Source organism: Streptomyces endocoffeicus, from assembly GCF_016741935.1.
Lineage (GTDB): Bacteria > Actinomycetota > Actinomycetes > Streptomycetales > Streptomycetaceae > Streptomyces > Streptomyces endocoffeicus.
Genome location: NZ_JAERRG010000020.1, coordinates 96,448 through 122,802 on the forward strand (window position 1 = coordinate 96,448; position 26,355 = coordinate 122,802).

A 26,355-nucleotide genomic window follows, 5' to 3' on the forward strand; every position below is an offset into this window, starting at 1 on the left:
GGGGTGCTGAGCCCCGGCCGTGGCTACTGGGGCGAGGCCGAATGGGCCGTGCGCTTCGCCGCCTCCGTCGCCGACCCGGGGGAGGGGGCCGAGGTCGGTTCGACGGCGGCCAGATCGCGGTCCCGGGTCTCCTTGGCGACGCCCACGGCCACCAGGGTGAGCAGGGCGGCCGCGATCACATAGAGGGCGATCGGCGTGGCGCTGTGGTAGTCGGCCAGCAGCGCGGTGGCGATGAGCGGGGCGGGCGCACCGGCCGCGACGGATGAGAACTGCGCACCGATCGACGCCCCCGAATACCGCATCCGGGTCGCGAACATCTCGGAGAAGAAGGCCGCCTGGGGCGCGTACATCGCCCCGTGGAAGACCAGCCCGACCGTCACGGCGAGCACCAGGGCCGGGAAGCCCTTGGTGTCGATGAGGAGGAAGAACGGGAAGGCCCACGCGCCCACGCCCACCGCGCCCAGGAGGTACACCGGGCGGCGCCCGACCCGGTCCGACAGTGCGCCCCAGGCCGGGATGACCGCGAAGTGCACGGCCGAGGCGATCAGTACGGCGTTGAGCGCGGTCTGTTTGCCGAGGCCCACGTCGTCGGAGGTCGCGTAGACGAGGACGAAGGCGGTGATGACGTAGTAGCTGATGTTCTCGGCCATCCGCGCGCCCATGGCGATCAGCACATCCCGCCAGTGGTCGCGCAGGACCGCCACCAGCGGCATCTTCTCGGCGGCGTCCTCCGCCCCGCCCGCGGCCGCCTTACGGGCCTCGGCCCGGGCCAGCGCGGCCTTGAAGACCGGCGATTCATCGACAGAGAGACGAATCCACAAGCCGACCAGTACCAGCACCCCCGAGAGCAGGAACGGCACCCGCCAGCCCCATGACTCGAAGGCGTCGTCGGAGAGTGTGGCCGTCAGCGCGGAGAGCACCCCGGTGGCCAGCAGCTGTCCCGCGGGGGCGCCGGTCTGCGGCCAGGACGCCCAGAACCCGCGCCGCCGCGGGTCCCCGTGCTCCGACACCAGCAGCACCGCCCCGCCCCATTCGCCGCCCAGCGCGAACCCCTGGAGCAGACGCAGCGCGGTGAGCAGTACGGGCGCCGCCGAGCCGACCGTGGCGTGGGTGGGCAGCAGCCCGATGGCACAGGTCGCGCCGCCCATCATCAGCAGACTCAGGATCAGCAGCTTCTTACGGCCGAGCCGGTCGCCGTAGTGGCCGAATACCAGGGCACCGACCGGCCGGGCGGCGAAGCCGACCGCGTAGGTCAGGAACGACAGCAGCGTGCCGACGAGCGGGTCGGAGTCAGGGAAGAAGAGCTTGTTGAAGACGAGCGCGGCGGCCGAGCCGTAGAGGAAGAAGTCGTACCACTCGATGGTGGTGCCGATCAGGCTCGCGGCGACGATACGGCGCAGTGAGCCGGGTGGGGTCGGGGGAGCGGAGGCCGGGGAATCCGGGGTGGGCATGGGTCACCACTTCCGAGCGGGGTGCGGGGACGGTTTTGTGTTGCCACACCGTAGAAATGCGCAGTTCGGCTCGGATATGTAGGCGGGCGACATACTTCACCCGGCCACTGTGGTGACTCGCCCCGCCCCGGAGGCGACCCTCTAGTCGGCGCGGCCCGTGCGCGGTCGCCGTACCTTGCCGAGCTGGAGCATGGCGGCGTTGAGCTGGTCCGGGGTGAGCGACGGGGCCGGGAGCGGATGGGACCCCTCGGGGCGCAGCCCGTCGAGCAGCAGGGCCAGATAGCGGCGCCACGCCTGCGGCGCGGCCACGGTCGAGCCGGGGACCGCGCGGCCGAGCGCGGCCAGCATGAACTGCAGGTCCTCCGCGGTGGCGTCCGGCCGGACCTTGCCCTGCTTCTGGGCGCGGCCCAGCAGGTCGTCGAGCGTCTTGTGGTTCTCCTCACGGAGCGCGTCGAGCGAGGGGACGCCCTGGATGCCGGTGGTCATCAGGTCGTTGGTGCCCCGGTCGGCGGCGAGCAGCCCGAAGATGCGCTCCAGGTAAGCTGTGAGCCCGGCCCAGGCGTCGGTCGCGGAGCGGGCCTCCTCGGCGGCCCGCAGAATGTCCCGAAGGGAATCGCCGAATACCGCCTCGATGAGTTCCGCCCGGCCGGCGAAGCGCCGGTAGAGGGTGGCGCTGCCGACTCCGGCCCGACGGGCGATGTCGTCGAGCGGGGCGTCCACACCCTGATCCGTGTAGATCTCCCGGGCGGCAGCTATCAGCATCTCGCGGTTGCGCCGTGCGTCTCGGCGCAACGGTGTCTCTTTCTCCACACGGCTGCCCATGGCCCGCAACCCTAACACTAACCGGGGGAATCTCTCCGGTTAGGTGTTAAGATCATCGCCAGAGCGGGGAATTATCCCCGGTTCTGGCTTCGGGGGAAGCCGCCGACCGACTGAGGGGATCACATGCCCCAGGATCTGTCCGCGCTCGGCGCGGATTTCGTCGTCAACCCGTATCCGGTCTACGCACGTCTGCGGGAGCGGGGCCCGGTCCACCGGGTGCGCACCGACACCTCCGGTGAGTTCTGGCTCGTCGTCGGCCACGAGGAGGCCCGCGCCGCGCTGACCGATCCCCGGCTGAGCAATGACGTCCGTCACTCGGCCGCGTGGCAGGACGACGGCGGCAATGCCATCGGGCGGAACATGGTGCAGACCGACCCGCCGCACCACACCCGGCTGCGGGGGCTGGTGGCCCGCGCCTTCACCCCGGCCCGGATCGAGGCCCTGCGGCCCCGCGTCCGGCAGATCGCGGACGAACTGCTGGACGCGATGGCCCCGCTGGGCCGGGCCGATCTCGTCGAGGACTACGCGCTGCCGCTGCCGCTGGCCGTCATCTGCGAGCTGCTGGGGGTGCCGGAGACGGATCGCAAGGCGTTCCACGACTGGTATCTCGAGAGCACCGACCTGACCCGCCCGGAGGCCGCCGGTGCCGCCGCCCAGGCCCTGACGGGCTACTTCGCGGAGCTCATCGAGGCCAAGCGCCGCGGCCCCGGCGACGATCTGCTCAGCGCCCTGGTCCGCACCATGGACGGGGGCGGTGACGCGCTCTCCGACGAGGAGATGCTCGGCATGACGTTCGTGCTGCTGGTCGCGGGCTACGAGACCTCCGCCAACCTGATCTCCAGCGGCACCCTCGCCCTGCTCCGCCACCCCGAGCAGCTGGCCGCGCTGCGCGCCGACTGGTCGCTGCTGGACGGCGCGATCGAGGAGATGCTGCGCTACGACGGCCCGGTGGAGAGCGCCGCGTTCCGCTTCACCAGGGAGCCGGTGGAGATCGCGGGCACGACCATTCCGGCCGGGGAGCCGGTGGGGGTCGTCCTGGCCGCCGGGTCGCGCGACCCCCGGCGCTTCGCCGAGCCGGACCGCTTCGACATCCGGCGCGCACCGCGCGGCCATCTCGCCTTCGGGCACGGCGTCCACCACTGCCTGGGCGCCCCGCTGGCCAGGCTCGAAGGGGCCATCGCCTTCCGGGCCCTGCTGGAGCGCTGCCCCGAGCTGGCCCTGGACGCCGATCCGGCCGAGCTCGCCTGGCGGCCCAGCCTGATGCTGCGCGGGCTGCGGCGACTGCCGGTACGTTTCACCCCGGCTCCGGACGCCTGAGCCCCCGGCCGCGGCGAGCGCCGCCGCGGCCCGGCACGCCCCACGAACCCCACCCGCGAGGAACACTCGACGGACCGCGGTGGCCACCCACCGCGGTTCGCGGGGTCTGTTCGGCACGGCGTTCAGCGTGGCTCCGGAATCATCCGCAGCGGACCGGCCGTGAGGCTCATCTGCGGCCTCGGCCGGATCTTCGTCCCCGGAATCGGGCGCATCCGCCAGCGGCCCGCGATCGCGGCCAGGGCGAGCGTCGCCTCCGTCATGCCGAAGACATCGCCGATGCACTTCCGGCTGCCCCCGCCGAACGGCAGATACGAGCCGCGCGTCACCTCCTTGGCCCGCTCGGGGAGCCAGCGGTCCGGGTCGAAGGACTCCGGGCGGGGGAAGAGGGCCGGATCGCGGTGCAGCACATACGGGCTGATCAGCACGTCCGACGCCGGGGGCAGCCGCCGCCCGCCGAGCTCGGTGGTCTCGGTGGTGGTCCGGGTGAACAGCCACGCGGGTGGGAAGAGCCGCAGCGCCTCGCTGAACACCCGCTGGGTGTAGGCGAGCCGGGGGACGTCGGCGTAGCGCGGGGCGCGCCCGCCCAGCACCTCGTCGACCTCGGCGTGCAGCGCGGCCTCGGCCCGGGGGTTGCGGCCGAGCAGGAACCAGACCCAGGTCAGCGCGGAGGCGGTGGTCTCGATCCCGGCCAGCAGCAGGGTCATGACCTGGTCGTGGATCTCCTGGTCCGACATCGTGCCGCCGGTCTCGTCGTCCTGTGCCGCGAAGAGCGCGGACAGCACATCGCCGCGGTCGCCGTCGTCCGACGCCTTGTAGTCGTCGATCATGCGGTCGATGAGCTGGTTGAGCCGGGTGAGCGCGTCGTCGAAGCGCCGGTTCGCCGCGAGCGGGAGCTTGGCCAGCAGCCCGGTGGGGTCGATCGCCTGCCGGTAGGCGCCCTCCACGACGATGGGCAGACAGTGCTGGATCTCGGCCACGGCATGCGGCGCCATATCGGTCGAGAAGAGCGCACGGGCCGTCACCCGCGCGGTGAGCGCGAGCATCTCGTGGCTGACGTCGATGGGCCGGCGCGCGGTCCACGCCGTGGACTCGGCCTCGCACTCCCGCTCCATCACCTCGGCGTACTTGGCGATCCGGGCGGTGTGGAACGCGGGCTGCACCAGCCGGCGCTGCCGCCGGTGGTCCGCCCAGTCGGAGGTGATCAGGCCGTTGCCCAGGATGGGCTTGGCCTTCTCCTTGACCGGCCCGCCGGTGTCGTAGACCCGCGCGTTCACCAGCACCTGCTGGATCAGCTCCGGATGACAGGGCAGATAGACGGGCCGGGGCCCCAGCCGGAGCTCGACCAGATCGCCGTGGGCGGGCAGGGAGGCCAGGAACTGAAGCGGTTTGCGGCCCATGAGCAGGGCATGGCCGGCCAGCGGAAGCCCGCCGGGGGCGACGGCGTGCCGCCAGTGGCGCGTCGCCGGTTGCTGCGCGGTCCTCATGCGGGAGATGTCCTTCACTCGCGAGGTGGGGTACGGAAGGTGCGGGGCGTCCGGTCCGGGGCGGACCCCGGACCGGACGTCGTCAGCGCGGCTCGCACACCATGGGCAGCGGGCCGGGTTCGAGCGTCGCCTTCGGCTCGGGGCGCAGCGTCGTGCCGGGCACCGGGCGGAGACGCCACCGGCTCGCGATCGTCGCCACGATGAGGGCGGTCTCGGTCAGTGCCAGGACGTCCCCGATGCACTTGTGGCTGCCCGCGCCGAACGGGAGCAGCGCCCCGCGCTCCACCTCCTTGGCGCGGTCGCCGAGCCAGCGCTCGGGGTCGAACCGCTCGGGGTCGGGGAACAGTCCGGGGTTGTGGTGCAGCGCCTGGGCGCTGTAGAGGATCATCGTGCCCGCCGGGACGGTCCGGCCGCCGAGTTCGGTCTCGGCCGCCGTGACCCGCATCGCCATCCAGGACGGCGGGTACAGCCGCAGCGACTCGGTGATGACCCCGCGGGTGTACTCCAGGGACGGCAGGTCCTCGAAGGTGGGGTTGCGGCCCGCCAGGGCCTCGTCGATCTCGGCGTGCACCCGCTTCTCCACCTCCGGGTGGGCGCCCAGGAGATGGAAGACGAAGGCGAGGGTCGAGGCGGTGGTCTCGCTCCCGGCCACCAGGAAGGTGACCACCTGGTCGAGGACCTCGCCGTCGTCAAGGCCCTTCCCGGTCTCCGGGTGTTCGGCGCGCAGCAGCGTGGAGAGCAGATCGCCGTGGTCGGCGCCGGAGCGCCGGCGCTCGCGGATCATCTCGTCCACGATCTGCCGCAGCCGGGCATTGGCCCGGTCATAGCGCCGGTTGCCCGGGGTGGGGAGCTTCTCCATGATCCCCAGAGGCGCCATCGTGCGCTTGTAGATGCCGTCCGAGACGATGCGCAGACAGTGGCGCGCCTCGTCGATCGTCGCCTCGTCGATCCCGGTGGAGAACAGCGTCCGCGCGGCCACCCGCATCAGCAGGGCGTGCATGGTGTCGCTGATGTCCAGGGTGCGCCCCGGCTCCCAGGAGCCGATCGCGGCGCGGGTGTCATCGGCGACCGCCGCGGTGTAGTCGGCGATCTTCGGGGTGTGGAACGCGGGCTGGATCATCCGCCGCTGGTAGCGGTGGTCCTCGCCCCGGGAGACCGAGAGGCTGTTGCCGAGCAGCTGCCGCGCCTTGTCGAAGACCCCGCCCTTGTCGAACACCCGGGGATTGAGCAGCACCTGGCGGACCAGCTCGGGATGGCAGGCCAGATAGGCGCGGCTGGGCCCCAGCCTGACCTCCACCAGATCGCCGTGGGCGGGCAGGGAGGCCAGGAACTGCAGCGGACGGCGCCAGAGCGCCAGGGTGTGCCCCAGCAGCGGCACCGAGCCGGGCGCCGTGCCGGTGGTCCAGGAGCGCTCCGGCTGTGCGGAGCTCTTCGCGGGAGTCACGGGTCCCCGTTCCCTCACTGGATGCGGGAGTTGACGTCGTTGACGGCCGTCTTGTAGCGCTTGTTGCTGGTGGTCCAGACGAAGTTGCCGTAGATCAGATCGAGGAAGACGTCCTGCGTCAGCTGGTCGAACGCCTTGATGCACTCGATGTCCTCGATCATGTCATCGAGCCGGGCCTGGAAGAACTCCTTGAACGCCGTCTCATCGCTCACATCGCAGAGCCGGAAACAGTTGGTGATCTGCCCCAGGGAGACCTCGCGGTCATAGGAGTAGAAGTCGTTGACGATGGTGAGTCCGCGGGTGGTCATGCGCGCGGCCAGGCTCGTCTTGGCGTGTTCGGTGAACTCCGGATGCCGGTAGATCGGATACGACATCTTCATCCAGAAGTCGACACCGATATCGGTGACCCGGAAACGGAAATACTGCTCCGGCGACGTGGTGCACAGCGCCGCCTTGATGGGCGAGTCGCGGAACATATGGTCGCTGGTGACGAAGGCGCGTGCCGCCTCGTACGCCACCTCCGCGTCCTCGGGGCCGTAGTACTTCTCGCAGATCTTGCGCAGCTGGGGCAGGAAGAGACCGAAGTTGTGGAGTGCGGGATCCATGTCGTCCCACACGAACGTCACGCAGTTCAGGACGCAGACGGCCTTGAACGCCTCCATGTCCTTGATATGACGGGGGCTCTGGGACCACAGCACCACCCCCACATAGGAGATCCAGCGCTCATCGGAAACCGATTTGCCGAGGGGCGCCACCGCCGCGTTGCAGTCGTCGATGACCTCGCGCAGTTCGGCGTCGGTCAATTCGACCTTGGTGGGCCGGGTGACGACATGGCGGTCGAACATCTCCTGGAAGCGGCGGGTGCACTCCGCCAGGTACGGGCGGACGCTGTTCCGGCTGATGTCCTGGGCCCCGGCCGTGGAAAGTCCTGTCGTCATGAGTTCCTCACAGTGGCCATGCGGGCGATCTGCTTCAGCGCGTTGACCGCGTCCGCGGTGAATGGGGCGTCGTCGAGGGCCCGCAGGGCCTGCGTCCGGCGGTCGTCGATCATCTGCTCGACGGCATCCCGGGCGGTGGTGGCGGCGAAGATCTCCTGAATGGTCGCGGCGTCCCGCTCGTCCAGCAGCGGATTGCCGATGAGGCTGCGCAGCCGCGCCGCCTGGACGCTGTCGGAGCCGCGCAGGGCGAGCGCGATCAGGGTGGTGTTCTTCCCGGCCCGCAGATCGTCCAGCTGGGACTTGCCGGTCGACTCCGGATCGCCGTACACGCCCAGCAGATCGTCGCGGAGCTGGAACGCCTCGCCGAGCGGCAGGGCGTAGGCGGTGAACGCCTCCATGGCCTCCGGGCCGGCGCCCGCGACGGCGGCTCCGACGTGCAGCGGACGCTCGATGGTGTACTTGGCGGTCTTGTACCGGTTGACCGTGAGGGTGGCCTCGACGTCGTCGGTCAGCTCCCCGGTGGCCTGCAGATCGAGGTACTGGCCCAGCATCACCTCGGTGCGCATCTCCGACAGCAGCGGCAGCACGGTGTCGAACTGGACGGGGGTCAGACCGGCTGAGTGCAGGAGCTCGTCCGACCAGGTGAGGGCGAGGTCGCCGAGCAGTACCGCCCCGCTGACCCCGAACCGCTCGATCTGCTCCGGCCTGCGGTCGGTGGCGCACAGCGCGGCCAGGATGCGATGGATGGTCGGCCGGCCGCGACGGGTGTCGCTGTCGTCCATGACGTCGTCGTGGATCAGCGCGAAGGCGTGGAACATCTCCAGGCAGGCGGCCACCCGGAACACCGGCTCGGTGTCCTCGCCGCCGCCGACGGCCTGCCAGCCGGTGACACACAACAGCGGTCGTATGCGCTTTCCGCCGGACAGGAAATCCTTCAGCAGCCCGGAGAGATACGGCAGATGGTGTTGCGGGGTGGTGTGGGCCTTGGCCGTCAGGAAATCTTCGAGTACGACGTCCACCGACTCACGGACGGTATCCGCATCCAAGCGGCCGGGGCTGAGCGTGGGTGTGGTCATGCGACTGACTCCTCCACGTCGAAATGTCGAAATCCGTTGATTAAGGAGAAGAAAACAGGCACGCGGAAACCCTTGCTTTGTATGGAAAAAGTTGGATTGCCGTCCGTGCTCTGTACGGCACCAGGAAGGCAGACGTGAGACACGACCGCCGTCCATGGTCGATATATCGAACGCCCGTGACGGGCGCGAAGATCAGACGCTCGGGGAATCGTGCGGTCGGCGCGGAGGGGTCATTTCCGCGCGTGGAATCCGGGCCGGGCCGCAAAGGGGCCACAGCCGGTGCGACACCCGCGTGGACATCATCGGTTCGATGGATGCCAGGTGTGCGCGGGCACACTCAATTACGTCCATTTATTCCCCCTGAGTGCCGCCGGTCCCCCCACTCGGACATGAGCAGTCTAGACGCAAGATCGACGGATTCGGAAGCCCGTTCTGGTATCGCGCCTATCACTTGACGGCCGAAGGGGGCGGGGTGCTGTCGCCGTGCCCGGAGCGGTCCGAAACCGGGCAACTCGCCCCGTACGCGCCGAGTATCAGCGGAATAAGCGGCGGCGCAAATATGCATCCGGAGTGTTCGTTGAAAAGTGAACGGAGCCCGGAGTGAACGAGGCCCGGACGGAACGGGGCTCAGACGGAACGGGGCCCGGACGGAACGGGGCCCCGCCGTCACCGGCGGGGCCCCGTTCGATAGCGCGCGGCGGTATCAGACCTTCCGGTAGTCGTACGCCTCCGAGGCCGCCTGGAGCACCGCCTCCACATCCGCCCCGGTGGAGGCCGTGACGACCGCCGCGACCGCGCCCTCCACGAGTGGCGCGTCCACCAATCGGGTGCCGTCGGGCAGTTCGTCGCCCTCGGCCAGCAGCGCCTTGACGGACAGGACCGCACTGCCCAGGTCCACCAGGACCGCCACTCCGGCGCCCCGGTCGACCGCCTGGGCCGCCTCCGCTATCAGCTCCGGACTGGTGCCGAAGCCGCCGTCCGCGGTGCCGCCCGCGGCACGGACCGGCGCCGTGCCGCCGCCGGACAGCGCCTTCGCCAGCTCGGCGACGGAGTCGGCCACCGCCGCGCTGTGCGACACCAGGACTATGCCGACCTTCCCGCTCTCGTCGGTCATCGGGCCGCCTCCGCCAGCGCGCCGATGATCAGTGCCGACGAGGTGGCGCCCGGGTCCTGGTGGCCGACGCTGCGCTCACCCAGATAGCTGGCCCGGCCCTTGCGGGCCAGCATCGGCACGGTGGCCAGCGCCCCCTTCTCGGCGGCCTCGCCCGCGGCCGCGAACGACCCCGTGCCCCCGCTCAGCGCCTCGACGGCGGGGAGCAGCGCGTCCAGCATCGTCTTGTCGCCGGGCGCTGCGCCGCCGAGCTGCGCCACCGCGTCCACCCCGGCCCGCAGCGCGTCCGCCAGTTGCTGCGGGGTGATCTGTTCGGCGTCGCCGAGCGCCTTGCCGGCGCGTCGCAGCAGCGTCCCGTACAGCGGTCCGGAGGCCCCGCCCACCTTGGAGATCAGCTGGCGCCCGGCCAGGATGAGCGTGGCCCCGGGGGAGCCGGGGGGCTCCTTTTCCAGCGCCTCGGCCACGGCGGCGAAGCCGCGCTGCATGTTGGTGCCGTGGTCGGCGTCGCCGATCGCGGAGTCCAGGTCGGTGAGGCGGGTCGCCTCACGGCTCACGGACGTGGCCGCGGTGGTGAGCCATCGGAGGAAGAAAGGGGTGTCGAGCACGTCGTCGACGGCGGGTTCACTGCTGGACACAGACGCCTCCTCGGGGTGTAGCCAACGGCGACAGCGTACGTATCGGGGGCCGGCCCGGCCTCAGGCGCCCCAGCGCAGCCCGGCGGTCCGCACGGGCGCGTCCCACAGCCGCAGGAGGTCCTCGTCGACCTGGCACAGCGTGATCGAAGCGCCCGCCATGTCGAGTGATGTGACGTAGTTGCCGACGAGCGTACGCGCCACCGCCACCCGGCGCTCGCCGAGCGCCCGGTGCACCTCGGCGGCGAAGCCGTACAGCTCCAGCTGCGGGGTCGCCCCCATGCCGTTGACGAGCAGCAGCACCGGGCTGTCCGGGCGCAGGTCCTCGACCACCACCTCCACCGCGTAGTCGGCGATCTCGCGGGAGGTCATCATCGCCCGCCGCTCACGCCCCGGCTCGCCGTGGATGCCCACGCCCAACTCCAGCTCCCCGGCGGGCAGATCGAAGGTGGGGCCGCCCTTGGCCGGGGTGGAGCAGGCGCTGAGCGCGACACCGAAGCTCCGCGAGAGCTCGTTCACCCGCCGGGCGATCGACTCCACCCGCTCCAGCGGCGCGCCCTCGTCGGCCGCCGCGCCCGCGATCTTCTCCACGAACAGGGTGGCGCCGGTGCCGCGCCGGCCCGCCGTGTAGAGGCTGTCGGTGACCGCCGCGTCGTCGTTGACCAGGACCTTGGCGATCTGGATGCCCTCGTCCTCGGCGAGCTCGGCGGCCATGTCGAAGTTGAGCACGTCGCCCGTGTAGTTCTTGACGATGAACAGCACGCCCTTGCCGCTGTCCACCGCCGCCGCGGCGCGCACCATCTGATCCGGCACCGGGGAGGTGAACACCTCGCCGGGGCAGGCGGCGTCGAGCATGCCGGGGCCCACGAAACCGCCGTGCAGCGGTTCATGCCCCGACCCGCCGCCGGAGACCAGTCCCACCTTGTCCTCGACCGGCGCGTCCCGCCGGACGATCACCCGGTTGTCGACGTCGACGATCAGCTCGGGGTGGCAGGCGGCCAGTCCGCGCAGCGCGTCGGCGACCACGGTCTCGGGGACGTTGATGAGCATTTTCATAGGTGTGTCCGTCCTCCGCCGGATGGGGGTGTGCACCGCTGCAACAGCGTACGGATCCACCGCGTCCCTGGCACCCCTTGAACACTGAGCCGAACGGCCTAATAGGACGAAAAAGGTACATAGTCATCATATGGTGCGCGCATGGAGAATACTGCCGCACCGGCGGCCGCCGTCCTGCCCCCGCGCCCCCAGCCCCGCCCGCCGCAGCGGTACCGTCGTCCGGCCCCCTGGCTCGGCCTGGTCGCCATCGGATACGCCGTGGTCCAGCTCGCCATGGTGATCCCGCACACCGGCCACGCGCTGGGCTGGGACGAGTCCGTGTATGTCTCCCAGGTCGATCCGCGCACCCCGCCCGCGTACTTCAGCGCACCCCGCTCGCGCGGCATCAGTTTCCTGGTCGCGCCCCTGGTGTCCGCCACCGACTCCATTCCGGCGCTGCGGATCCTGCTGATGCTGTTGTCCGCGGGCGCGCTCTACGGCGCCTTCCGGGTCTGGACCCGGCTGCTGCCCGCGCCCCAGGTGGCCCTGGCCGCGCTGCTGTTCTCCGGGCTGTGGATCACCCAGATCAGCGGACCCGCGGTGATGCCCAACCTCTGGGTGGCGATCGGCGCCGTCGCCGCCGTCGGCTGGTTCCTCCGGGTGCCGGACGAACCGAACGCCCGCTGGTGGCTGGCCGCCGTCCTCGCGGGCGTCACCCTGGTGCGCACCCCCGACGGGGGATGGCTCACCCTGCCGCTGCTGATCGGCGCGATCGGGGCGCGCACCTGGCGGCCCGCCCTGTTTCCGCTGCTCGGCGGGACGCTGCTCGGCGCCGCCCAGTGGATCGGCGAGGCGTACGACCGCTTCGGCGGCATCGGGGAGCGGCTGAGTGCCTCCAGCGACGTCGAGGGCGGCATGGGCCTCCACTTCAGCGTCGGCGCCGCGCTGCGCAGCCTCAACGGACCCCAGCTGTGCCGCCCCTGCGAGGTGCCGCTGCGCCACGTGGAGCTGACCGTGTGGTGGCTGGCGCTGCCCGTGCTGACCCTCCTCGCCGTACACACCGCCCTGCGCGACCGCCAGGAGCTGCGCCGGGTGCGGGTGGGGCTCGGCCGCCCGGCCGTCCGGCGCCCCGCCGTACCGCTCACCGTGCTGCCCGTCGCCTGCGCGGCCACCCTCGCCCTGCCCTATCTGCTGCTCATCGGCTACTCCGCACCGCGCTTCCTGATGCCCTCGTACGCGCTGCTGGCGCTGCCGATCGCCGGACTGGTGTTCCGCGCCGTACGGGCCGCGCGCTCACCGCGGCACCTGGCGGTCGCCCTCGGGGTGATCATCACGCTCCATCTGGCGAGCCAGTTCGTCATCCTCAACCACACCGCCAAGCAGTCCGACGCCACCACCGGCCGCTATCGCACCGCCGCGAAGGAGCTCCAGCGGCTCGGGCTGCGGCCGCCCTGCCTGGTGACCGGTGACCGCGCCCTGCCCGTCGCGTACCACGCGGGCTGCTCCTCCGCCCAGACCAGCGGGAACAACCGGTCCGCCACCCTGCCCTCGCTGCTGCGCCGCGCCGCCCGGGAGCCGACCGCGCTGCTGCTGCGGCGCGGCCAGGCCCGGCCCCCGGCCTACGCCCGCACCTGGGTCGCCTATCCGCTGCCGGGCACCGAGTGGAACGCGTATCTGCCCCCGGACCAGGCGCGGGAGTGGGAAGCCCGGAAATCCCGACAGGAGACGTCCGGAAACGGTCCGAGCATGGGCACCATGACGATGACGTACCCGACCACCAGCTGGGCCGGATTCGCGGCGGCCGAGCCCGCCTTCGCCGACTACGCCCAGGACCGCTTCCGGCGCTACCGCCACCATGTGCTGGCCACCCTGCGCCAGGACGGCTCCCCGCGGGTGACCCCGCTCGAAGTGAACTTCCTCTCCGGTGAGTTGTGGCTCGGCATGATGCCGGAGTCGCGCAAGGCGCTGGACCTGCGCCGCGATCCCCGGTTCTCGGTGCAGGCCAACCCCGGCCCCGGCGAGGACCTGACCGAGGGCGACGTCCGGGTGAGCGGCCGGGCGGTCGAGGTGACCGACCCCGGGACGCTCGCCCGCTTCGCCGAGGAGGTCCACCCGCCCGAGCCCTTCCACCTCTTCCGCGCCGATGTGACCGAGGTGGTGCACACCGCCCTGGAGAACGGCCGGATGGTGCTGCGCACCTGGCGTCCGGGCCAGCCGGTACGGGTCGTACGGCCGGGCGGCGACGACACCCCGCCCCGGGTGGAGGGCTGAGACCTGAGGCCGTGGACCGGACCGAGCGGCCCGGTCCACGGCCCTTCCGTATTGTTGGAACACGTTCTACCGTGCCCCTCGATCCCAGGACGCTCCCAGCCCGCCGACATGGCGCACGCGAGACTCCAGGAGGGGCCGTGGACCTCGAATACACCCCTGACCAGCGGCGGTTGCGCGATGAGCTGCGCGCGTACTTCGCCGAACTGGTCCCCGATGACGCCTACGCCCGCTATGCCGACTCCGCCGGGCAGAAGCGGTTCTACCGCGAGACCATCCGCCGGCTCGGCACCGACAGCTGGCTGGGGGTGGGCTGGCCCGAGGAGTACGGCGGGCGCGGGCTCGGCCCGGTCGAGCAGTTCATCTTCTTCGACGAGGCGGCCCAGGCCGGGGTGCCGCTGCCGCTGATGGCACTCAACACGGTCGGGCCCACCATCATGCGGTTCGGCACCGAGGAGCAGAAGGCGTACTTCCTGCCCAAGGTCCTCTCCGGCGAGATCGACTTCGCGATCGGCTACAGCGAGCCCGACGCCGGTACCGACCTCGCCTCCCTCAAGACCCGCGCGGTGCGCGACGGCGACGATTACATCGTCAACGGCCAGAAGACCTGGACCACCAACGGCGACACCGCCGACTGGGTGTGGCTCGCGGTCCGCACCGACCCCGACGCCAAACCCCACAAGGGCATCAGCATCCTGCTGGTCCCGACCGCCGACCCCGGCTACTCCTCCACCCTCATCAGGACCCTCGCCTCCCACGACACCACCGCCAGCTACTACGAGGACATCCGCGTCCCGGCCACCCGCCGCGTCGGCGCCGAGAACGAGGGCTGGCGCATGATCACCACCCAGCTCAACTACGAGCGGGTCACCCTCGCCGCCCACGGCACCATGGCCATCCGCGCCCTGCGCGGCGTCCGCCAGTGGGCCGCCGACACCAAGCTCCCCGACGGCCGCCGGGTGATCGACCTGGGCTGGGTGCGCGGCCGGCTGGCCCGCACCCACGCCCGGCTGGACGCCATGAAGCTGCTCAACTGGCAGATGGTCGAGGCCCTCGAGCGGGAGGCCCTCACCCCGCAGGACGCCTCCGCCGTCAAGGTCTACGGCTCCGAGGCGCGCCGCGACGCCTACGCCTGGCTGATGGAGATCGTCGGGGCCGCCGGTCCGCTCAAGGAGGGCTCGGCGAGCGAGGTCCTCCACGGCGAGCTGGAGCGCGGCTACCGCAGCAGCGTCGTCTTCACCTTCGGCGGCGGCAACAACGAGGTCCAGCGGGAGATCATCTCCTGGATCGGGCTGGGGATGCCACGGGTGCGCCGCTGAGCCGCCGCACGGCGGCACTTCCCATGGCGCTTCCCATGAGGATCCCGGTCAGCCGCCGACGTACGCCGCGAGGTGCTCACCGGTGAGGGTGGACCGGGCGGCCACGAGGTCGGCCGGGGTGCCCTCGAAGACGACGCGGCCACCGTCGTGACCGGCGCCGGGGCCGAGGTCGACGATCCAGTCGGCGTGCGCCATGACGGCCTGGTGGTGCTCGATGACGATGACCGACTTGCCGGAGTCCACGAGCCGGTCGAGCAGCCCGAGCAGCTGCTCGACATCGGCGAGGTGCAGTCCGGTGGTCGGCTCGTCGAGGACGTAGACCCCGCCCTTGCCGGCCATGTGCACGGCCAGCTTGAGCCGCTGCCGCTCGCCACCGGACAGCGTGGTGAGCGGCTGGCCGAGGGTGAGGTAGCCGAGTCCGACGTCCGTCATCCGCTGAAGGATCTTGTGGGCCGCCGGGGTGCGCGCCTCACCGCTGCCGAAGAACTCCTCGGCCTCGGTCACCGGCATCGCCAGCACCTCGCTGATGTCGCGGCCGCCCAGGTGGTACTCCAGCACCGGGGCGCTGAACCGCTTGCCCTCGCAGTCCTCGCAGGTGGTGGCCACGCTCTGCATGATCGCCAGGTCGGTGTAGATGACACCGGCGCCGTTGCAAGTGGGGCAGGCGCCCTCGGAGTTGGCACTGAACAGCGCCGGCTTGACGCCGTTGGCCTTCGCGAACGCCTTGCGGATCGGGTCCAGCAGCCCGGTGTACGTCGCCGGGTTGCTCCGGCGCGAGCCGCGGATCGGGGTCTGGTCCACCGAGACCACACCCTCCGGGGCCGGGATGGAGCCGTGGACGAGCGAGCTCTTGCCCGAGCCCGCGACGCCGGTGATGACGCAGAGCACCCCGAGCGGGATGTCGACGTCGACATCCCGCAGGTTGTTCGCGGACGCGCCGCGGATCTCCAGTTGCCCGGTGGCCTTGCGGACCGTCTCCTTGAGCGTGGCCCGGTCGTCGAGATGGCGGCCGGTGACGCTGTCGCTCGCCCGCAGCCCCTCGACGGTGCCCTCGAAGCACACGGTGCCGCCCGCTGTGCCGGCGCCGGGGCCGAGGTCCACGACATGGTCGGCGATGGCGATCGTCTCCGGCTTGTGCTCCACCACGAGCACCGTGTTGCCCTTGTCCCGCAGCCGCAGCAGCAGGTTGTTCATCCGCTGGATGTCGTGCGGGTGCAGACCGATGGAGGGCTCGTCGAAGACGTACGTCACGTCGGTGAGCGAGGAGCCGAGGTGGCGGATCATCTTGGTGCGCTGCGCCTCGCCACCGGAGAGCGTGCCCGAGGCCCGGTCGAGTGAGAGATAGCCGAGGCCGATCTCCACGAACGAGTCCAGGGTGTGCTGGAGCTTGGCGAGCAGCGGCGCCACCGACGGCTCCTCGAGCCCGCGGACCCAGCCGGCCAGGTCCCGGATCTCCATCGCGCACGCGTCGGCGATGTTGACCTTGCCGATCTTGGAGGAGCGGGCCGGCCCGCTGAGCCGGGTGCCGTCGCACTCGGAACACTCGGCGAAGGTGACCGCCCGGTCCACGAAGGCCCGGATGTGCGGCTGCATCGACTCCCGGTCCTTGGACAGGAAGGTCTTCTGGAGCTTCGGGATCAGCCCCTCGTAGGTGAGGTTGACCCCGTTGATCTTCACCTTGGTCGGCTCGCGGTAGAGGAAGTCGTGCCGCTCCTTCTTGGTGTACTCGCGGATCGGCTTGCCCTTGTCAAAGAAGCCCGACTCGGAGATGACCCGCACCACCCAGCCGTCCCCGGTGTAGGTGGGGATGGTGAACGGGTCCTCGGAGAGCGACTTGGAGTCGTCGTACAGCTGGGTGAGGTCGATGTCGGAGACCGTGCCCCGGCCCTCGCAGCGGGTGCACATGCCGCCGGTGCGGCTGAAGCTCACCTTCTCGGTCTTCGTCTTCTCGGCCCCGCGGTCGACCGTGAAGCCACCGGTCGCCGAGACCGAGGCCACGTTGAAGGAGTACGCGGCGGGCGGGCCGATATGCGGTGTGCCGAGCCGGCTGAAGAGGATGCGCAGCATCGCGTTGGCGTCGGTGGCGGTGCCCACGGTGGAGCGGGGGTCGGAGCCCATCCGCTGCTGGTCGACGGTGATGGCGGTGGTCAGCCCGTCGAGCACGTCGACCTCGGGGCGCGCCAGGTTCGGCATGAAGCCCTGGAGGAAGGCGCTGTAGGTCTCGTTGATCAGCCGCTGCGACTCGGCGGCGATGGTGTCGAACACCAGCGAGCTCTTGCCCGAGCCCGAGACGCCGGTGAACACCGTCAGCCGGCGCTTCGGGAGCTCGATGCTGACGTCCTTGAGGTTGTTCTCACGCGCGCCGTGCACCCGGATCAGATCGTGGCTGTCGGCGGCGTGGGGTTCAGGCGACCCCGTGTCCTTGTCCGTGGCCCTGCTCATGGTGTCTCCATCTGTTCGGGCGGGGGCCGCCTCCGCGGCCCCCGCCGGTGTCGCCCGAATCGACCCGACCGGCTTCGAACAACCGGCTTCGAACAATACGTCCGATTCGCAGGTCGTGGCTTGACACTAGCCACGCCCCCGTGACCGGGGCTTCTTCATTACTGACCGGTTCCTTTCCGCGCTGTGGGAAACTGAGCCGGTGAAACGGCAGGATCTCGATGACCTCGTCCGGCTGCGGCGGGCCCGCGACCGGATGGACCGCGACTACGCCGAGCCGCTCGACGTCCCGGCGCTGGCGCGGGGCGCCCTGATGTCGCCGGGCCATTTCTCGCGGAGCTTCCGCGCCGCCTTCGGCGAGACCCCGTACAGCTATCTGATGACCCGCCGTATCGAGCGGGCCAAGGCGCTGCTGCGGCGTGGCGACCTTACGGTGACCGAGGTCTGCATCGCGGTCGGCTGTACCTCGCTGGGGTCGTTCAGCTCGCGCTTCACACAGCTGGTCGGCGAGAGCCCGAGCGGCTACCGGGCCCGGAGCCATGACGACGGGGCCGCCATCCCGGCGTGCATGGCCAAGATCCACACCAGGCCGGTCAGAAACGGAGAAGCGAGCCCCGCCGCCCGGCCGTAGCGTGAGCGGCATGGACATCACTCTTTCCACCTGCTTCATCGCCGTCGACGACCACGACAAGGCGATCCCCTTCTACCGCGATGTGCTCGGCCTCGAGGTGCGCAATGACGTGGGGTTCGAGGGGATGCGCTGGGTGACCGTCGGGTCGCCCTCGCAGCCGGACGTCAGCATCGTCCTGGAACCGCCCCTCGCCGACCCGAACGCCTCGTCGGCCGACAGACAGACCATGGCGGAGCTGCTGGCCAAGGGCCTGCTGCGCGGCGTCCTCTTCGCGACGGACGACTGCGACGCCACCTTCGAGCGCATCAGCGCCGCGGGCGGCGAGGTGCTCCAGGAGCCCATGGACCAGCCTTACGGCGTGCGCGACTGCGCCTTCCGCGACCCCGCCGGCAATCTGCTGCGCTTCACCCAGCCGCTCAAGAAGTAAGCCCTGGGCGGGCTCAGGAAGTGGCCCCTGGGCGGTCCCGCCCCGGGGCCGGTTGACGCCTAGGCTGGCCGTCGGGAGGTGGTGGCCATGGCGGCGGCCATACGGCGGGGCGGACCGGACGGCGACCCGGGGCTCTACACTCCGCGATCCGTCACCTGGCAGATGCATGGCGACCCGGTGATGTGGATCGCGGGCGTGCGCGCCCTGTACCTCCAGGCGCTGCATCCGCTCGCGGTGCGCGGCGTCACCCAGAACTCCGACTTCCGCAAGGACGCCTGGGGGCGGCTGCTGCGTACCGCGCGGTTCGTCGCCACCATCACCTACGGCACCACCGAGGCGGCCGAGCGGGCGGGCGCCAAGGTCCGGGGCATTCACCGTAGGCTCTCGCTGACCGACCCGGTCACCGGGGTCCGGCACGGCGTCGACGAGCCCGGGTTGCTGCTGTGGGTGCACTGCGCCGAGATCGACTCCTACCTCCATGTGATGCGGCGCTCCGGCTATCCGCTCACCGACACCCAGGCGGACGCCTATGTCGCCGAGAACGTGGTGTCCGCCCGGCTGGTCGGCCTCGACCCCGCCGACGTACCGGCCGATACGGCGGAGCTCGCCGCGTACTTCGCGAAGGTGCGCCCCGAACTCGCCGCCACCCCCGAGGCCCGCGAGGTGGACGCCTTTCTGCGGCGGCCCCCGGTCCATGCCCTGCTCGTCCCGGCGCGCGAGGTGATCTGGGGGCGCTTCGCCTCGCTCGCCTACGGGACCCTGCCCCCGTACGCCCACGCGCTGTACGGGCGCCCGGCGCCTCCGCCGCGGGTGGTCACCCGCAGGTTGCGGGCGATGGGCGGGGCGCTGCGCTGCATCCCGCCCACGGCCCGCTGGCAGCTGCCGCCGAAGCACATCATGCGGGCGGTCGAACGGCTCGGCCCGGGCAGCCGCCCCTCGCCCTACAAACTGCGCAGAAACGCGGCCATACTGGACAGCGGGGATGCGACGGGGGCACGGCCGTTGGCGGCCGGTCTCCACGGGGGCGGCGGGAGCTGACTTCCGCCAAGGCAGGGGGAGCATGGCGGACATCAAGCTGATCCAGGGCCGGTACCGGCTGCTGGACCGGATCGGGCGCGGCGGAATGGGCGAGGTGTGGCGGGCGCGGGACGAGTCGCTCGGCCGCCGCGTCGCCGTCAAATGCCTCAAACCGCTGGGGACGCGGCACGACCCCTCGTTCACCGGTGTGGTGCGCGAGCGCTTCCGCCGGGAGGCGCGGGTGGCCGCCGCGCTGCAGCACCGTGGGGTCACCGTGGTGCACGACTTCGGCGAGCACGAGGGTGTGCTGTACCTGGTCATGGAGCTGCTGGAGGGCCGTGACCTCGGCCGGCTGCTGGCCGACAACGCGCGCCGGCCGCTGCCGGTCCCCGAGGTGCTGGACATCGCCGAGCAGGTGGCCGAGGCCCTCGCCTACACCCATGACCAGGGCGTGGTGCACCGCGATCTGAAGCCGGCCAACATCATGCGGCTCACCGACGGCACCGTGAAGCTCTGCGACTTCGGCATCGCCCGCCTCGGCGACGACGCCGGCTTCACCTCCCGGCTCACCGGCACCGGCGTCGCCATGGGCACCCCGCACTACATGTCGCCCGAGCAGATCGCGGGCGACCCGGTCGACCACCGCAGCGATCTGTACTCGCTGGGCTGTGTGCTCTACGAACTGGCCACGGGGGCGCCGCCGTTCGCCCTCGACGACGCCTGGGCGATCCTCGTCGGCCACCGCCACACCGCGCCCGCCCCGCCGCGCCGCCACCGGCCCGAACTCCCCGAGCCGTTCGAGCGCGCCGTCCTCGAGCTGCTGGCCAAGACCCCGGAGGACCGTCCGCGCGACGCCGCCGAGTTCGCGGGGCGGATCGCCCCGGGGCGCGCGTCCCGGTGGCCGTCGCCGTTCCCCGGGCCGCGCGGCGCGCTCCCGGCCGCGGGACCATTGGCTCCGCGCCTTCTGACCGCCGGGCCGCCGGCTCCCCGCCTCCCGGCCTGGGCCCGCCGTATGACCACCGGGTCCAAGGCGCACACCGGCGGTGTGGGGCTGCTGTCGGCGACCCCGCCCGACGCGTCGGCCGCGCTCACCGGCGCCTGGACCGGTGACCGCGGCACCGCCGACTCGGCCGCGCCGACCCCGCCGGGAGCCGGGGTGCGGGAACGGTTCGCCGCGCGGCACCGCGCCGGGCTGGACCTGGGGCGGGCGGGCCGCTGGGCGGAGGCGGTGGAGACCCACCGCGCGGTGGCCGCCGAGCGCGAGCGCGCGCTGGGCGCCGACCACCCCGACACCCTCGCCAGCCGCTACGAGATCGCCTTCGCCCTCGGGATCCTGGGCCGCCCCGGCGGCGCGCTGCGCGAGTACGAGCGGGTCGCGGCGGGCCGTCGGCGCGTTCTGGGCCCCGATCATCCGGACACCCTCGCCGCCCGTCAGGAGACCGCGTTCACCCTGGGCCGCCTCGGCCGCTTCACCGAGGCCCAGGACGTCTACACCGCCGTGCTCGCCGCCCGCGAGCGGACCATCGGAGCCGACCACCCGGACACCCTGCGCTGCCGCCACAACCTCGCCTTCAACCTGGGCTGTCTGGGGCGGCGGGCGGAGGCGTACCGGATGGCGGAGCGGGTGGCCGCGGCCCGCGCCCGGGTGCTGGGCCCCGACCACCCCGACACGCTGGTCACCCGGTACGAGGTGGCGTGCGCCCTCGGCCGCCTCGACCGCCGGGGCGAGGCCCTGGGCATCTTCCGCGAGGTGGCCGCCGCCCGCGCCCGCACCCTCGGCCCCCACCACCCCGACACCCTCGCGGCCCGCTACGAGATCGGCGCCGGTCTGGGGCGGCTGGGCCGGGGCGAGGAGGCCCTCGCGGTCTACCGCGCCCTGGTCGAGGACCGCATCCGCGCCCAGGGCCCGGCCGATCCGGAGACCCTGCGCGCCCGGCACGGCCTCGGCGTCGGCCTGGGGCGGCTGGGCCGCTGGGAGGAGGCGCTCGCCGAGGCGCGGGAGGTCTGCGCCCTGCGTGAGCGCGCCCTGGGCCCGGACCACCCCGACACCCTGGTCAGCCGTCGCGAGGTGGCCGTCGCCCTGGGCTGGCTCGGCCGATGGTCGGACGCGCTGTCCGGCTACCGCAGGGTGACCAGCGCCCGCGTGCGCGTCCTCGGGCCCGACCATCCCGACACCCTGGTCAGCCGCGGCGACGAGGCGCACTGCCTGGAGCGGCTGGGCCGCCGCGAAGAGACGGCGGAGACGGCGGAGACGGCCGAAACGGCCGAAACGGCCGAAACGGCCGAAACGGCGGGGCGGCGGGCGCGGCAGAGGTGACCTCCGGTGGCCGAGATGACCCCCGGGCGGCCTGGCCCCGGCGATCACCGCGTGCTAACCAGAGGGCATGTCTCACAGCGATGCGTACGACGTCGTCATCGTCGGCGGTGGTCACAACGGTCTGGTCGCCGCCGCGTACCTCGCCCGCGCCGGGCGGAGCGTGCTGGTGCTCGAGCGCCTCGGCCACACCGGTGGCGCAGCTGTGTCCACGCGGCCTTATCCCGGGGTGGACGCACGGCTGTCCCGCTACTCCTACCTGGTCAGCCTGTTGCCGCGGCGGATCGTCGACGACCTCGGACTGCGCTTCGCGGTGCGCAAGCGCGCGGTGTCCTCGTACACGCCCGACGTCCGGGGCGGGCGCCCCACCGGGCTGCTGGTGGACACCGCCGCCACGGGCAGGACGCGCGCCGCGTTCGAGCGGCTCACCGGGTCGGAGCGGGAGTACGCGTCCTGGGAGCGGTTCTACGGCATGACCCGGCGCGTCGCCGAGCGGGTCTTCCCCACGCTGACCGAGCCGCTGCCCACCCGGGAGGAGCTGCGGACGCGGATCGGCGACGACGCGGCGTGGCAGGCGCTGTTCGAGCGGCCGCTGGGGGAGGCGATCGAGGCCGCGTTCGACGACGACCTCGTCCGGGGCGTGGTCCTCACCGACGCGCTCATCGGCACCTTCGCCCGGGCCCATGACCCGTCGCTGCGCCAGAACCGCTGCTTCCTCTACCACGTGATCGGCGGCGGCACCGGCGACTGGGACGTCCCCGTCGGCGGCATGGGCGCGCTCACCGACGCCCTCGCCGACGCCGCCCGCGCGGCGGGCGCGCGGATCGCGACCGGGCGCGAGGTCATGTCGATCGCCACCGACGGCACCTCGGCGGAGGTGCGGTACGAGGGCGAGGCGGGGGAGGGCACCGCGGCCGCCCGGTACGTACTCGTCGGGGCGGCACCGCGCGAACTGGCCCGGCTGCTGGGCGAGGAGCCGCCCGCCCCGCCCGCCGAAGGGGCGCAGCTCAAGGTGAACATGCTGCTGCGCAGGCTGCCCGCGCTGCGCGACCGCGAGGTGGACCCGCGCGAGGCGTTCTCCGGGACGTTCCACATCGCCGAGGGGTACGGCGCGCTGGAGGAGGCGTACCGCCAGGCGGCCGCGGGGGAGCTGCCGCACCGGCCGCCGTCGGAGATCTACTGCCACTCGCTGACCGACCCGTCGATCCTCGGCCCGGAGCTCGCCCGCGAGGGCTATCAGACCCTGACCCTGTTCGGACTGCACACCCCCGCCCGGCTGTTCACCGAGGACAACGACGCGGCGCGCACCGCGCTGCTGCGCGCCACCCTCGCGGAGCTGGACGCCCATCTCGCCGAGCCGATCACCGACTGTCTGGCCCAGGACGCCGACGGCCGGCCGTGCGTCGAGGCCAGGACCCCGCTGGACCTGGACGCCGACCTGCGGCTGCCCGGCGGCAACATCTTCCACCGGGACCTGGCCTTCCCGTACGCCCAGGAGGGCACCGGCCGCTGGGGCGTGGAGACGCGCCACGCCAATGTGCTGCTGTGCGGCGCGGGCGCGGTGCGCGGCGGCGGGGTGAGCGGCATCCCCGGGCACAACGCGGCCATGGCGGTGCTGGAGAAGTGACCCCGGAGAGCCCTCCGGACGGCCCGGGGCGCGGTTTTCTTGCTCCGAATCTGACGTAGCGTCAGAAAAACTCTTCCTTCGTCCGGCGCCCTGCGGCATCCTGCCGCTCATGCAGACGGAGCTGAGCACAAGGCTGGGTGTCGAGCACGCCGTCTTCGGCTTCACGCCGTTCCCCGCCGTGGCCGCGGCGATCAGCCGGGCCGGCGGTTTCGGCGTGCTCGGCGCGGTCCGCTACGGCGCGGGCGAGGAGCTGGCCCGCGACCTCGACTGGATGGAGGCGCACACCGACGGCAGACCGTACGGCCTGGACGTCGTCATGCCCGCGAAGAAGGTGGAGGGCGTCACCGAGGCCGATATCGAGGCGATGATCCCTGAGGGCCACCGCGCCTTCGTCCGGGAGACCCTCGCCAAGCACGGCGTCCCCGAGCTGGCCGAGGGCGAGGCGTCCGGCTGGCGGATCACCGGCTGGCTCGAGCAGGTGGCCCGCAGCCAGCTCGACGTGGCCTTCGACTACCCCGTGAAACTCCTGGCCAACGCCCTGGGCTCACCCCCGGCCGATGTCGTGGCCCGCGCCCATGACCACGGCATCCTCGTGGCCGCCCTCGCGGGCAGCGCCCGCCACGCCCTCCATCACAAGGAGGCGGGGCTCGACGTCATCGTCGCCCAGGGCTATGAGGCGGGCGGCCACACCGGCGAGATCGCCTCCATGGTGCTCACCCCCGAGGTGGTGCGCGCCGTGGACCCGCTGCCCGTGCTCGCCGCGGGCGGCATCGGCAGCGGCGAGCAGATCGCCGCCGGGCTGGCGCTGGGCGCCCAGGGCGTCTGGATCGGCTCCCTCTGGCTCACCACGGAGGAGGCCGAACTCCATTCGGCGGCCCTCATCCGCAAGCTGCTCGCCGCCGGATCCGGGGACACCGTGCGCTCCCGCGCCCTCACCGGCAAACCCGCCCGCCAGCTCCGCACCGAGTGGACCGACGCCTGGGAGGACCCGGACGGCCCGGGCCCACTGCCCATGCCGCTCCAGGGGCTGCTGGTGGCCGAGGCCGTCTCACGCATCCAGAAGTACGAGGTGGAACCGCTGCTCGGGACGCCGGTCGGCCAGATTGTCGGCCGGATGGACTCCGTCCGCCCGGTGCAGGCGGTCTTCGACGAGCTGACCCGCGGCTTCGAGCGCGCCATCGACCGCGTCAACCGCATCGCCGGACGCGCCTGACCGCGCCCGCCCCGCACACCACCGCCCACCCGTGCACCCCTGTTCGACATTCCGCTGACCCCGCCGTCAGAAGGAGGACCGGACCGCCATGTCCCCTACACCCAACGGCTTCTGGGCCCAGGCCGCGCTCGAGCCCGACCGCACCGTGCTCATCGCCCCGGACGGCGAGGAGTGGACCGCCGGGCGGCTGCACAGCGCGTGCAACCGGCTCGTCGCCGGGCTGCGCGCCGCCGGGCTGCGCCGCGGCGACGCCCTGGCGGTCGTCCTGCCCAACGGGGTGGAGTTCTTCGTCGCCGCGCTCGCCGCCACCCAGGCCGGGCTCTATCTGGTGCCGGTCAACCACCATCTGGTCGGCCCCGAGATCGCCTGGATCGTCTCCGACTCCGGTGCCAAGGTGCTGATCGCCCATGAGCGCTACGGCGGGCAGGCGGCCGCCGCCGCCGACGAGGCGGGGCTGCCCGCGACCCACCGCTACGCCGTCGGCGCCATCGACGGCTTCCGCCCGTACGCCGAGCTCCTCGAGGGGCAGCCGGAGGAGCCGCCCGCCGAGCGCGAGCTGGGCTGGGTGATGAACTACACCTCCGGCACCACGGGCCGGCCGCGCGGAATCCGCCGTGCGCTGACCGGAAAGCTCCCCGAGGAGAGCCACCTCGGCGGCTTCCTGCGGTTCTTCGGGATCACCCCGCGCGCCGAGGAGCCCGACCACGTCCATCTGGTGTGCTCACCGCTCTACCACACCGCCGTTCTGCAGTTCGCGAGCTCCTCGCTGCACATCGGCCATCCCCTGGTGCTCATGGACAAGTGGACGCCCCAGGAGATGCTGCGCCTGATCGACACCTACCGCTGTACCCACACCCATATGGTGCCGACCCAGTTCCACCGGCTGCTCGCCCTCCCCGACGAGGTCAAGCGGTCCTACGACGTCTCGTCGATGCGCCACGCCATCCACGGCGCCGCGCCCTGCCCCGACCACGTCAAGCGCGGGATGATCGACTGGTGGGGCGGCTGTGTCGAGGAGTACTACGCGGCCAGCGAGGGCGGCGGCGCCTTCGCCACCGCCGAGGACTGGCTGAAGAAGCCGGGGACCGTCGGCCGACCCTGGCCGATCAGCGAGCTCGCCATCTTCGACGACGAGGGCAGCCGGCTCCCGGCCGGTGAACTCGGCACCGTCTACATGAAGATGAGCACCGGGGGCTTCGCCTACCACAAGGACAAGTCCAAGACCGAGAAGAACCGCATCGGCGACTTCTTCACCGTCGGCGACCTCGGCCTCCTGGACGAGGACGGCTATCTCTACCTCCGCGACCGCAAGATCGACCTGATCATCTCCGGCGGGGTCAACATCTACCCCGCCGAGATCGAGGCCGCGCTGCTCACCCATCCGGCGGTGGCCGACGCCGCCGCCTTCGGGATCCCCCACGAGGACTGGGGAGAGCAGGTCATCGCGGTCGTGGAGCCCGCCGAGGGGCATGCGCCGGACCCCGGTCTGGCCGAGGAGATCCTCGCCCACTGCACCACCCGGCTCGCGGGCTACAAATGTCCCAAGTCGGTGGAGTTCATCGCCGAGATGCCACGCGACCCCAATGGCAAGCTCTACAAGCGGCGGCTGCGCCAGCCGTACTGGGAGAGTGCGGCCGACGCGGGTCAGACCCCGCATTGAGGGTGGGGCTGGCCGCCACGGCCCGCCCGATCCGGCCATCTCGCCTACGGGGGCCGGTTCCGCTTCCCGCGGGACCGGCCCCCGTGGCGTGCTCGCGGTGCGGCGCCCTATCGTTCCAGAACCCGCCCTC

At 71.9% G+C, this 26,355-nt stretch carries 20 protein-coding genes; 10 read left to right on the plus strand and 10 right to left on the minus strand.

The genetic code is table 11. The annotated features are described in order from the left end of the window. Positions 1 to 23: 23 nt before the first annotated feature. Both JK364_RS37100 and JK364_RS37105 read right to left on the minus strand, forming a co-directional pair. Entirely contained in the window at positions 24 to 1,451 is a 1,428-nt protein-coding gene (locus tag JK364_RS37100; protein ID WP_201855785.1) for an MFS transporter, read from the minus strand. A 141-nt stretch (positions 1,452 to 1,592) separates the two neighbouring features. Beyond that, a complete protein-coding gene (locus JK364_RS37105; RefSeq protein WP_201855786.1) occupies positions 1,593 to 2,273 on the minus strand; it encodes a TetR/AcrR family transcriptional regulator in 681 nt (226 codons plus the stop codon). 123 nt (positions 2,274 to 2,396) lie between these two features. Here JK364_RS37105 and JK364_RS37110 point away from each other — a divergent pair, with 123 nt between their 5' ends. Next, complete coding sequence (locus JK364_RS37110; protein WP_201855787.1) at positions 2,397 to 3,590, plus strand: cytochrome P450 family protein; 1,194 nt, start codon at positions 2,397 to 2,399, stop codon at positions 3,588 to 3,590. 122 nt (positions 3,591 to 3,712) lie between these two features. On the opposite strand, the gene JK364_RS37115 is transcribed toward JK364_RS37110, so the two are convergent. The 7 genes from JK364_RS37115 to dhaK all read right to left on the minus strand — a co-directional run bounded on the left by JK364_RS37115 (position 3,713) and on the right by dhaK (position 11,331). After that, on the minus strand, positions 3,713 to 5,074 hold the full coding sequence (locus tag JK364_RS37115; protein ID WP_201855788.1) for a cytochrome P450: 1,362 nt from the start codon (positions 5,072 to 5,074) through the stop codon (positions 3,713 to 3,715). A gap of 82 nt (positions 5,075 to 5,156) precedes the next feature. Next, complete coding sequence (locus JK364_RS37120; RefSeq protein ID WP_201855789.1) at positions 5,157 to 6,518, minus strand: cytochrome P450; 1,362 nt, start codon at positions 6,516 to 6,518, stop codon at positions 5,157 to 5,159. Between the two features lie 14 nt (positions 6,519 to 6,532). After that, complete coding sequence (locus tag JK364_RS37125) at positions 6,533 to 7,456, minus strand: terpene synthase family protein (protein WP_201855790.1); 924 nt, start codon at positions 7,454 to 7,456, stop codon at positions 6,533 to 6,535. Then, on the minus strand, positions 7,453 to 8,532 hold the full coding sequence (locus JK364_RS37130) for a polyprenyl synthetase family protein (protein WP_201855791.1): 1,080 nt from the start codon (positions 8,530 to 8,532) through the stop codon (positions 7,453 to 7,455). Before JK364_RS37130 ends, JK364_RS37125 begins: the two co-directional genes overlap by 4 nt. A 703-nt stretch (positions 8,533 to 9,235) precedes the next feature. Next, entirely contained in the window at positions 9,236 to 9,646 is a 411-nt protein-coding gene (dhaM, locus tag JK364_RS37135; RefSeq protein WP_201855792.1) for a dihydroxyacetone kinase phosphoryl donor subunit DhaM, read from the minus strand. Beyond that, on the minus strand, positions 9,643 to 10,278 hold the full coding sequence (dhaL, locus tag JK364_RS37140; RefSeq protein ID WP_307841485.1) for a dihydroxyacetone kinase subunit DhaL: 636 nt from the start codon (positions 10,276 to 10,278) through the stop codon (positions 9,643 to 9,645). The genes dhaM and dhaL overlap by 4 nt, the downstream gene beginning before the upstream one ends. Before the next feature lie 60 nt (positions 10,279 to 10,338). After that, positions 10,339 to 11,331, minus strand: coding sequence for a dihydroxyacetone kinase subunit DhaK (dhaK, locus tag JK364_RS37145; RefSeq protein WP_201855793.1), 993 nt, complete (start codon positions 11,329 to 11,331; stop codon positions 10,339 to 10,341). Between the two features lie 141 nt (positions 11,332 to 11,472). Here dhaK and JK364_RS37150 point away from each other — a divergent pair, with 141 nt between their 5' ends. Continuing rightward, positions 11,473 to 13,581, plus strand: a complete 2,109-nt coding sequence (locus JK364_RS37150; RefSeq protein ID WP_201855794.1) for a pyridoxamine 5'-phosphate oxidase family protein — start codon at positions 11,473 to 11,475, stop codon at positions 13,579 to 13,581. 137 nt (positions 13,582 to 13,718) lie between these two features. Continuing rightward, positions 13,719 to 14,897, plus strand: a complete 1,179-nt coding sequence (locus tag JK364_RS37155) for an acyl-CoA dehydrogenase family protein (RefSeq protein WP_201855795.1) — start codon at positions 13,719 to 13,721, stop codon at positions 14,895 to 14,897. A gap of 48 nt (positions 14,898 to 14,945) precedes the next feature. Here the strand turns inward: JK364_RS37155 and JK364_RS37160 are convergent, their stop codons facing one another. Then, positions 14,946 to 17,339 (minus strand): ATP-binding cassette domain-containing protein, encoded by a 2,394-nt coding sequence (locus JK364_RS37160; RefSeq protein WP_201855796.1) that lies wholly within the window; start codon positions 17,337 to 17,339, stop codon positions 14,946 to 14,948. A gap of 199 nt (positions 17,340 to 17,538) precedes the next feature. On the opposite strand from JK364_RS37160, the gene JK364_RS37165 reads away from it, so the two are divergent. From JK364_RS37165 to JK364_RS37195, 7 genes are all read left to right on the plus strand, one after another. Further along, the gene (locus JK364_RS37165) at positions 17,539 to 17,967 is read left to right on the plus strand and encodes a helix-turn-helix transcriptional regulator (RefSeq protein ID WP_201855797.1); all 429 of its coding nucleotides are present in this window, start codon (positions 17,539 to 17,541) and stop codon (positions 17,965 to 17,967) included. Between the two features lie 10 nt (positions 17,968 to 17,977). Beyond that, on the plus strand, positions 17,978 to 18,394 hold the full coding sequence (locus JK364_RS37170; protein WP_201855798.1) for a VOC family protein: 417 nt from the start codon (positions 17,978 to 17,980) through the stop codon (positions 18,392 to 18,394). Positions 18,395 to 18,481: 87 nt separating this feature from the next. Beyond that, positions 18,482 to 19,432 carry an oxygenase MpaB family protein gene (locus tag JK364_RS37175; RefSeq protein WP_201855799.1) on the plus strand — a complete coding sequence of 317 codons (951 nt, stop codon included), beginning with the start codon at positions 18,482 to 18,484 and terminating at the stop codon, positions 19,430 to 19,432. Between the two features lie 22 nt (positions 19,433 to 19,454). Next, entirely contained in the window at positions 19,455 to 21,728 is a 2,274-nt protein-coding gene (locus tag JK364_RS37180; RefSeq protein WP_201855800.1) for a serine/threonine-protein kinase, read from the plus strand. 67 nt (positions 21,729 to 21,795) lie between these two features. Further along, entirely contained in the window at positions 21,796 to 23,352 is a 1,557-nt protein-coding gene (locus JK364_RS37185) for a phytoene desaturase family protein (RefSeq protein ID WP_201855801.1), read from the plus strand. Positions 23,353 to 23,461: 109 nt separating this feature from the next. Further along, positions 23,462 to 24,565 (plus strand): NAD(P)H-dependent flavin oxidoreductase, encoded by a 1,104-nt coding sequence (locus JK364_RS37190; protein WP_201855802.1) that lies wholly within the window; start codon positions 23,462 to 23,464, stop codon positions 24,563 to 24,565. Between the two features lie 88 nt (positions 24,566 to 24,653). Continuing rightward, positions 24,654 to 26,225 (plus strand): acyl-CoA synthetase, encoded by a 1,572-nt coding sequence (locus JK364_RS37195; RefSeq protein ID WP_201855803.1) that lies wholly within the window; start codon positions 24,654 to 24,656, stop codon positions 26,223 to 26,225. The last annotated feature ends 130 nt before the right edge of the window (positions 26,226 to 26,355 follow it).

Excerpts from the sequence above, each read along its gene's own strand:
- JK364_RS37100 (WP_201855785.1), bottom strand. The coding sequence starts at position 1,451 with ATGCCCACCCCGGATTCCCCGGCCTCCGCTCCCCCGACCCCACCCGGC.
- JK364_RS37105 (WP_201855786.1), bottom strand. The coding sequence starts at position 2,273 with ATGGGCAGCCGTGTGGAGAAAGAGACACCGTTGCGCCGAGACGCACGG.
- JK364_RS37110 (WP_201855787.1), top strand. The coding sequence starts at position 2,397 with ATGCCCCAGGATCTGTCCGCGCTCGGCGCGGATTTCGTCGTCAACCCG.
- JK364_RS37115 (WP_201855788.1), bottom strand. The coding sequence starts at position 5,074 with ATGAGGACCGCGCAGCAACCGGCGACGCGCCACTGGCGGCACGCCGTC.
- JK364_RS37125 (WP_201855790.1), bottom strand. The coding sequence starts at position 7,456 with ATGACGACAGGACTTTCCACGGCCGGGGCCCAGGACATCAGCCGGAAC.
- JK364_RS37130 (WP_201855791.1), bottom strand. The coding sequence starts at position 8,532 with ATGACCACACCCACGCTCAGCCCCGGCCGCTTGGATGCGGATACCGTC.
- dhaM (WP_201855792.1), bottom strand. The coding sequence starts at position 9,646 with ATGACCGACGAGAGCGGGAAGGTCGGCATAGTCCTGGTGTCGCACAGC.
- dhaK (WP_201855793.1), bottom strand. The coding sequence starts at position 11,331 with ATGAAAATGCTCATCAACGTCCCCGAGACCGTGGTCGCCGACGCGCTG.
- JK364_RS37150 (WP_201855794.1), top strand. The coding sequence starts at position 11,473 with ATGGAGAATACTGCCGCACCGGCGGCCGCCGTCCTGCCCCCGCGCCCC.
- JK364_RS37160 (WP_201855796.1), bottom strand. The coding sequence starts at position 17,339 with ATGAGCAGGGCCACGGACAAGGACACGGGGTCGCCTGAACCCCACGCC.
- JK364_RS37170 (WP_201855798.1), top strand. The coding sequence starts at position 17,978 with ATGGACATCACTCTTTCCACCTGCTTCATCGCCGTCGACGACCACGAC.
- JK364_RS37175 (WP_201855799.1), top strand. The coding sequence starts at position 18,482 with ATGGCGGCGGCCATACGGCGGGGCGGACCGGACGGCGACCCGGGGCTC.
- JK364_RS37180 (WP_201855800.1), top strand. The coding sequence starts at position 19,455 with ATGGCGGACATCAAGCTGATCCAGGGCCGGTACCGGCTGCTGGACCGG.
- JK364_RS37185 (WP_201855801.1), top strand. The coding sequence starts at position 21,796 with ATGTCTCACAGCGATGCGTACGACGTCGTCATCGTCGGCGGTGGTCAC.
- JK364_RS37190 (WP_201855802.1), top strand. The coding sequence starts at position 23,462 with ATGCAGACGGAGCTGAGCACAAGGCTGGGTGTCGAGCACGCCGTCTTC.
- JK364_RS37195 (WP_201855803.1), top strand. The coding sequence starts at position 24,654 with ATGTCCCCTACACCCAACGGCTTCTGGGCCCAGGCCGCGCTCGAGCCC.